The 6,747-nt window shown below is 64.5% G+C and carries 3 protein-coding genes; all 3 read left to right on the forward strand.

What is annotated here, in order from left to right; all coding sequences use genetic code 11:
* Nucleotides 1–534 precede the first annotated feature (534 nt).
* The 3 genes from J8G26_RS19530 to J8G26_RS03490 all read left to right on the forward strand — a co-directional run bounded on the left by J8G26_RS19530 (nucleotide 535) and on the right by J8G26_RS03490 (nucleotide 6,634).
* Complete coding sequence (locus J8G26_RS19530; RefSeq protein ID WP_282598124.1) at nucleotides 535–2,934, forward strand: GLEYA domain-containing protein; 2,400 nt, start codon at nucleotides 535–537, stop codon at nucleotides 2,932–2,934.
* Between the two features lie 276 nt (nucleotides 2,935–3,210).
* Nucleotides 3,211–4,482: a glycosyltransferase family 4 protein gene (locus J8G26_RS03485; protein WP_210567941.1), complete on the forward strand. Its 1,272-nt coding sequence runs from the start codon at nucleotides 3,211–3,213 to the stop codon at nucleotides 4,480–4,482.
* A 163-nt stretch (nucleotides 4,483–4,645) separates the two neighbouring features.
* Complete coding sequence (locus tag J8G26_RS03490) at nucleotides 4,646–6,634, forward strand: ATP-grasp domain-containing protein (protein ID WP_210567942.1); 1,989 nt, start codon at nucleotides 4,646–4,648, stop codon at nucleotides 6,632–6,634.
* Nucleotides 6,635–6,747: the final 113 nt, after the last annotated feature.

Consider the following 6,747-nt stretch of genomic DNA (forward strand, 5'->3'; position numbering starts at 1 on the left):
ACGTAGCCCGGGTAAGGCCACAGGCCGCACCCGGGGTCCGCACAGCGATCCATCACCCACGCCTCATGACAAAGGCCCGCGCGGTGCCACCCCGGGTGCGCTGCGCTGACCCGGGCTACAAGGCAACGGGGCCCGCCAAAATGTAGCCCGGGTAAGGCCACAGGCCGCACCCGGGTCCGCACAGCGGTCGATGACCCACGGCCCATGAAAAAGGGCGGTGCACCCCCCGGGTGCGCTGCGCTTACCCGGGCTACAAGGCAGCCACCCGTAGCCCGGGTAAGGCCACAGGCCGCACCCGGGTCCGCACACCGATCAATCACCCACGGCCCATGCAAAAGGTCAGGCCTGCACGGTCTGCGCCGTGTCGCGGCGGTACAACATCGCGGTGCTATTTCGCCGTGACTTGCCGTGTCAAGGTCGGCTAGTATCTGTAACAATTTTCCGCCAGCCGGGCTTCCGGCGCCTTGGGGGCTCAGGGTTCACGACCAGTTCTCAGGCCATCCCTTGTTGTACTGTCATTCTTGGAATCGATCCATGGCACCCACCCCGCAGAAGACCATTCAGGGCAACGCCCGCAACAATTACCTCTACGGCACCGCCGACGGTGACGGTATGGATGGCGGCCTGGGAGACGACTACCTGCGCGGCTACGCGGGTAACGACTTTCTGTGGGGCGGCGCGGGCGCCGACCGTTTTGTGTTCGAGCGCACCCGGGCGCAAAACGGCACCGACACCATCATGGACTACAGCTTCATTGAGGGCGACGTGCTGGACTTCTCCCTGGTGGGCTTCGCCCGCGGCGTGTTCAACCGGGGGCCGTTGTCGGATGTCATCCGCATCCAGCAGGGCCCGGGCAACACCGCCCGTGTGCTGATCGACGTGGACGGCGGCGGCAATTCTTTTGAGCAGTGGGCCGTGCTCGAAAACTTCGCCCCCGGCTCCAGTGTGGGCGTGCGCGTGGGGGCGAACACCTACACCATAGAGTTGCCCGAGGTGCTGTCTTTCACGGCCAGCGGCGCCAGCCAGTTGTCCGTCACGGCCAACAAAGCCGTGTCTGCCGGGCTGTATGCGTGGACGGACGGCGAAGTGGGCGATGCCATCACCAGCCCCTTGACGCCCCTGACCGCCAACACCCCCGGCACCCTCACCGTGGCAGCGCAGGCCAACGTGACCGAAACCGTGCTGCGCATCTCGGACAGCAACGACACCGTGGGGCCGGCGCCCGATACCCATGTGTTTCTGGGCACAACCGGCGGCGATTCGATCATCGGCACGCAGGCTGCCGACATCCTCTTCGGCTTCGCCGGCAACGACACCCTCACCGGGGGCGATGGGGCCGACACCCTGCGCGGCGGTGCAGGCAACGACGTGCTGGTGGGCGGGGCCGGTGCGGATGCGCTCTACGGTGACGATGGCGATGACAAACTGGTATTTGCGCTAGGCAACGGGCTGCTGGGTACGCGCTACGAAGGGTACTTCAATGACGACCTTGACTTCTTCGCCACGGCAACTCCGCAACCGCACCCCGTTTTCAGCACACAGCCGTTCACCTCGGTAACGGCGTTGACGGCGGGTGCCAACTATGACGACACCTACTCCGCCCAATGGCAAGGCTACTTTGTGGCGCCAGTTTCGGGTTTGTATAGTTTTCGTACCACCAGCGACGATTCCAGCCTGCTCTGGATCGGCAACGCGTCCGAATCGGTCGACGCATTGATCGGGCGGCGGGATTTCGGCAATCTCACGGTCTATAACGGAGGTGAGCATCCCGCGCAAATTAATGATGGGTATGTGTCGCTGGAAGCCGGAAAAGCCTATCCGCTATTGATGTACTTCGGTGAAAACGCAGACTATGACAGCATCCATTTGTCTTTCTTGGCGCCAAATTTTGACTGGCAAACGGACGGCACCGGCTATTTCTTCCACGGGCTAAGCAATTCCGTGGGTGAAACGATCAACGGTGGAGACGGTTCAGACACCTTGGTATTGAGTGGCCCCGCCATTGTGGACCTGTCCGACGATGTCATCAGCAGCATGGAAGTGCTGGACCTGGCGCACACTGCCGATGGCCTTGCCGATGCGTCGCAGCAAACCGTGCACATGCAAGCCAGCCAGGTGGCAGGTTTTGACACCATCGTCGCCACATTGGGCGACACTATCCGGCTGACCGATGCCATGGGCGCCAGCATGCTCGATGGCGTGGCCGTTCAAGGCGATTTGGCCATTCAACTCGCCAATGTGTCGGGCAATGCGCTGACCTTGCAAAACGCCGTTCTCCAGTCCACCGACCGCCTGCGGATCGATGGCTCGGCACTGACGGGCACCAACGCCTTGCAGTTTGACGGTAGAGCCGAAACCACCGCATCCATCACCGTGGTGGGCGGCGCGGGTGCCGATGCCATCACCGGCGGTGCAGGTAATGACGGGCTTTCTGGCGGAGGGGGCAATGACAGACTCTCTGGCGGTGCGGGCAACGACACGCTCAACGGGGGTGACGGCAATGACCGGTTCACCTATGTGTGGGGGGATGGCGCCGACACCATCACCGACTTCCAGAGTGGCGTGGATATTTTCGACACCAGCATCGCAACGTCCGCCGGTAACTTCACATTCAGCACGGCATCGGCCAACAATGCGAATGAACTTGTCATCAATGCGGCGGCGCAGGGGGTATTCAAGTTCAACGGCAACTTCGGCGCTCTGGACTACACCGATGCAGCGGCTGTTCTGAGTGCGATCGATGCCGATGGCACCGTGACGTTGAGTGGCGGGGCCGATTTTTACCTCGTCCTGCACGACACCGTCTCCAACGACAGCCACCTGTACTTCGTTTCGGATTACAACCCGCGGGATGGTTGGGTGAACTCCAGCGATCTGGTGGCGCTGATCGGCACGTTCACCAATGCGGACCTCGTCACCGGCGACATCGTCTGACGGGCTCTGTCGGCCGCCTTCACCCGCAGCCCGGGTAAGGCCAAAGGCGGCACCCGGGGTTCGAACGGCGGTGGTTGCATCACGGCCCCTGAAAAAGGGCGGTGGCGCATTCCCCGGTTTTGCTCCCTCTCCCCCTGGGAGAGGGCAGGGGTGAGGGCCGGCATCCGCTGGGCGCTGGGTACTCCGGGTGCGCTTTGTTCCCCGGGTGCGCTTTGTTCCCCGGGTGCGCTGCGCTTACCCGGGCTACCCGGCCACGCCGGGCTACGATGCTGCACCATGAAGATTCTTTTTGTTCACCAGAACTTTCCGGGGCAATTCAAGCACCTGGCGCCCGCCCTGGCGCAGCAGGGCCACGAGGTGGTGGCGTTGTTCATGCAGCAGCGCAAGACGGCTGTGCTGCCCGCCTTGCCGGGCGTGCGGGTGGTGCCTTATGCGGCACTGCGCGGCTCCACGCCCGGCATTCATCCCTGGGTGGTGGATTTCGAGACCAAGACCATCCGCGCCGAAGCCTGTTTCAAGGCCGCGCTGCAGCTCAAGGCCAAAGGTTTCGAGCCGGATGTGGTCATTGCGCACCCCGGCTGGGGCGAGAGCCTGTTTCTCAAGGAGGTGTGGCCTCGGGCGCGGCTGGGCATCTACTGCGAGTTCTATTACAACCAGCATGGCGCAGATGTGGATTTCGATCCCGAGTTTGCCCAGCACGACGTGGGCGAGCCCTGCCGCTTGCGGCTGAAGAACCTCAACAACCTGCTGCACTGTGAAGTGGCCGATGCAGCCATCAGTCCCACGCAGTGGCAGGCCAGCACCTTTCCCGAGCCCTTTCGCCGCAAGATCAGCGTGGTGCACGATGGCATTGACACCGCTGCGCTTGCGCCCAATGCGCAGGTTCGCATGACGCTGGCCGTACGCACGGGGGGCACGGTCACGCTCAGCCGCAATGATGAGGTGATCACGTTCGTCAACCGCAACCTGGAGCCGTACCGCGGCTACCACACCTTCATGCGTGCCCTCCCGGAACTGCTGCGCCAGCGCCCCCGGGCGCGCGTGCTGATTGTGGGCGGCAATGATGTGAGCTATGGCAGCCGTCCGGACCCGGCACGCCACGGGGCCAGCACCTGGAAGGATGTGTTCATCAGCGAGGTGCGCCCGCAGATCAGCGACGCCGATTGGTCGCGGGTGCACTTCCTGGGGCATGTGCCGTACCAGCAGTTCGTGCCTTTGTTGCAGCTGAGCACCGTGCATGTCTACCTGACCTATCCGTTTGTGCTGAGCTGGAGCCTGCTCGAAGCCATGAGTGTGGGGTGCGCCATCGTGGCCAGTGACACCCAGCCGCTGCACGAGGCCATCACCCATGGCGAGTCCGGGCGCCTGGTCAGCTTCTTTGATCCGAATGCATTGGTGCAGCAGGTGGTGGATTTGCTGGACCAGCCCGATGAGCGCCGCCGTCTGGGCACGCAGGCCCGCCTTTTTGCGCAGACGCATTACGACCTCCAGACCGTCTGCCTTCCCCGGCAGTTGCAGTGGGTGCAGGATCTGGCGGGCAAGGGGTGAACGGGGCCGCCATGTCCGCTCACACGGCCACCCGGCGTGGCAAGTGCACACCACCGCCTGGCCTGGCCATCAGTATCTGCGGGCAGAGATGTTCCGCTCGGCGCCGTACCTTTCCGTGTTGTCTTTCCGCAGGCAGCAGCGTTTTCAAGGTTCCTGTCTTGACATGACATTCATACCGGTCGAAGAGGCCAGCGCATTGCGCTGGCCTTGGGGTTCATTGCAGATGCTGTCGGTGCAGGGTGCGGCGCATGGCTTGCCGCATGCGCATGTCAAAGTGTGGCTGCAAGCCGTCGCACTGCCGGTGCCTGCCACGGGGTCGGCGCTGCGCGCATTGCAGGAGCTGGCCGTGGCCTTGCAGGTGGCTGCGCCGCAGTCCGGTGGGTGCACGCAGGCGCAAGATCCGTTGCACGCGGCGCAGCATGGCCTGACAGACTGGGTGGCCATGATGGGCCAGGCCCTGGCAGCGGCGGCAGCGGTATGTGCCCCCCATGCAGCGGGTGAGCCACGGGTGGTGTCGGGCCAGCAGAATGGGCAGCAGGGTTTTTGGGTGCTGTGGCCTGCGCATTGGCCCCAGCGGGTGGGCGGCAGCTTGCTGTGGTCACTGCAGGTCTGGCAGCAGCTGGCACAGCCAGATCCTGACGGGCAGCGGCCTGGAGTGGGGGGCTTGGGTCGGCAATGGCAGGAGAGGGTGCGAATGCTGCGGCAGCGGGTGCCAGGAGGGTTGAATCCCGCCAACGTGCTGGCGGCAGCCCGTGCGCTGGACTGGCCTGCCCGCTGGGTGGACGGGGATGTGCTGCAGTTGGGCCAAGGGCGGCTCTCCCGCTGGTGGCGCAGCACCCTGACAGACGCCACGTCATCGATCGGGGTGATGCTGGCCCGGGACAAGACCCGGACCAGCCGACTGCTTCGTGCGGCCGGCCTGCCAGTGCCCCGGCACATGGAGGTGGGCAGCCTTGATGCGGCCGAGCGTGCCGCCGAGGCGCTGGGCTGGCCGGTGGTGGTGAAGCCGGCAGACCAGGACAGGGGCGCCGGGGCGCGGGCTCACTTGCAGTCGATGGAGCAGGTGCGGCAGGCATTTGACCACGCTGTAGCGGTGTCCAGGCGGGTACTGGTGGAGCAGCACGTGTACGGGCGTGAATACCGGCTCACTGTGGTGCAGGGTGTATTGCTCTGGGCGCATGAACGCGTGCCTGCGCAGGTGGTGGGGGACGGGCGCAACGATGTGCAAACCCTCATCGAGCAAGAAAATCGTCGCAGGCGCGCCGCGCTGGCGGCCGATCCGGTGGGCTGGGTGCCCATGCAGGTCGACGAAGAGATGCGCGACTATCTGCAGGAAACGGGTGTCTCGCTGCAGGCGGTGCCGCCTGCCGGTGTGCTGGTGCGTCTTCAGCGCGTGCCGGCGGCCAACACGGGGGGAGGGGGACTGGCCTGTTTTCACACGATGCACCCGGATAACCGGCGTCTGGCAGAGCGCGCAGCGCAGTGCCTGCGGCTGGATGTGGCGGGTGTGGACCTGATCATGCCGGACATCACCCGGTCCTGGCGCGAGGCGGGCGGTGCAGTGACCGAGGTGAATGCGATGCCCCAGCTCAGTCTGCAAACCAATCCGAAGCTGGTACAGCGGTTGCTGCAGTGCAGCCTGCCCCAGGGAGCCCGGATTCCATTGGTCTTTGTGCTGGCGGGTTCTGCCAGTCCGCAGTGGCTGGCTTTTTGGCGTGAAAGTGCGCAGGAGGCCGGGCTTTCCCTGGGAATCAGTGCGCCCAGCGGCCTGGAGGTGGGCGCCGAGCGGCGCATCGACGGCCGCATCTCGGCCTGGGAGCACATGCAGGCCTTGCAGATGGACAAGGAAGTGGACGCGATGGTGCTGGTCAGCGATGGCACCGAGTTCCTCAAGACCGGTCTGCCCTTCGATCGGGTGGATGTGCTGGTGGTGCAGGAGTACCAGCCCCGTGTGCTTTCGCTGCTGTGGCCCTATTGCACAGGCCTGCAATTCTGTGCGGACGAGCCATTGTTTCAGCAGTATGCGCACTCGCTCCCGAACCTGCCATTGCAATGGCAGGTGCACAGTCAGGAAGCGGTGCAAACGAAGGACTGGGTGCGCGGATTGGTCCGGCGGTTGAAACCGGGTGCGGGCCCGGTAACAAGCCCGTAGCGCGCTGCTGACGGGTGCATGCTGCGCACCCGGTGGGCACCATCGACGTCATCAAGCGTTGGTTTCTTGCGGCCTGGCAAAGATGGCAAGGCGGTCAGCGGCCATTTTCAGGT

This window comes from Acidovorax sp. JG5, from assembly GCF_017939685.1.
GTDB lineage: Bacteria > Pseudomonadota > Gammaproteobacteria > Burkholderiales > Burkholderiaceae_C > Acidovorax.

What these genes read in the sequence shown, in the direction of transcription:
- J8G26_RS19530 (WP_282598124.1), top strand. Translation starts at nt 535, where the DNA reads ATGGCACCCACCCCGCAGAAGACCATTCAGGGCAACGCCCGCAACAAT.
- J8G26_RS03485 (WP_210567941.1), top strand. Translation starts at nt 3,211, where the DNA reads ATGAAGATTCTTTTTGTTCACCAGAACTTTCCGGGGCAATTCAAGCAC.
- J8G26_RS03490 (WP_210567942.1), top strand. Translation starts at nt 4,646, where the DNA reads ATGACATTCATACCGGTCGAAGAGGCCAGCGCATTGCGCTGGCCTTGG.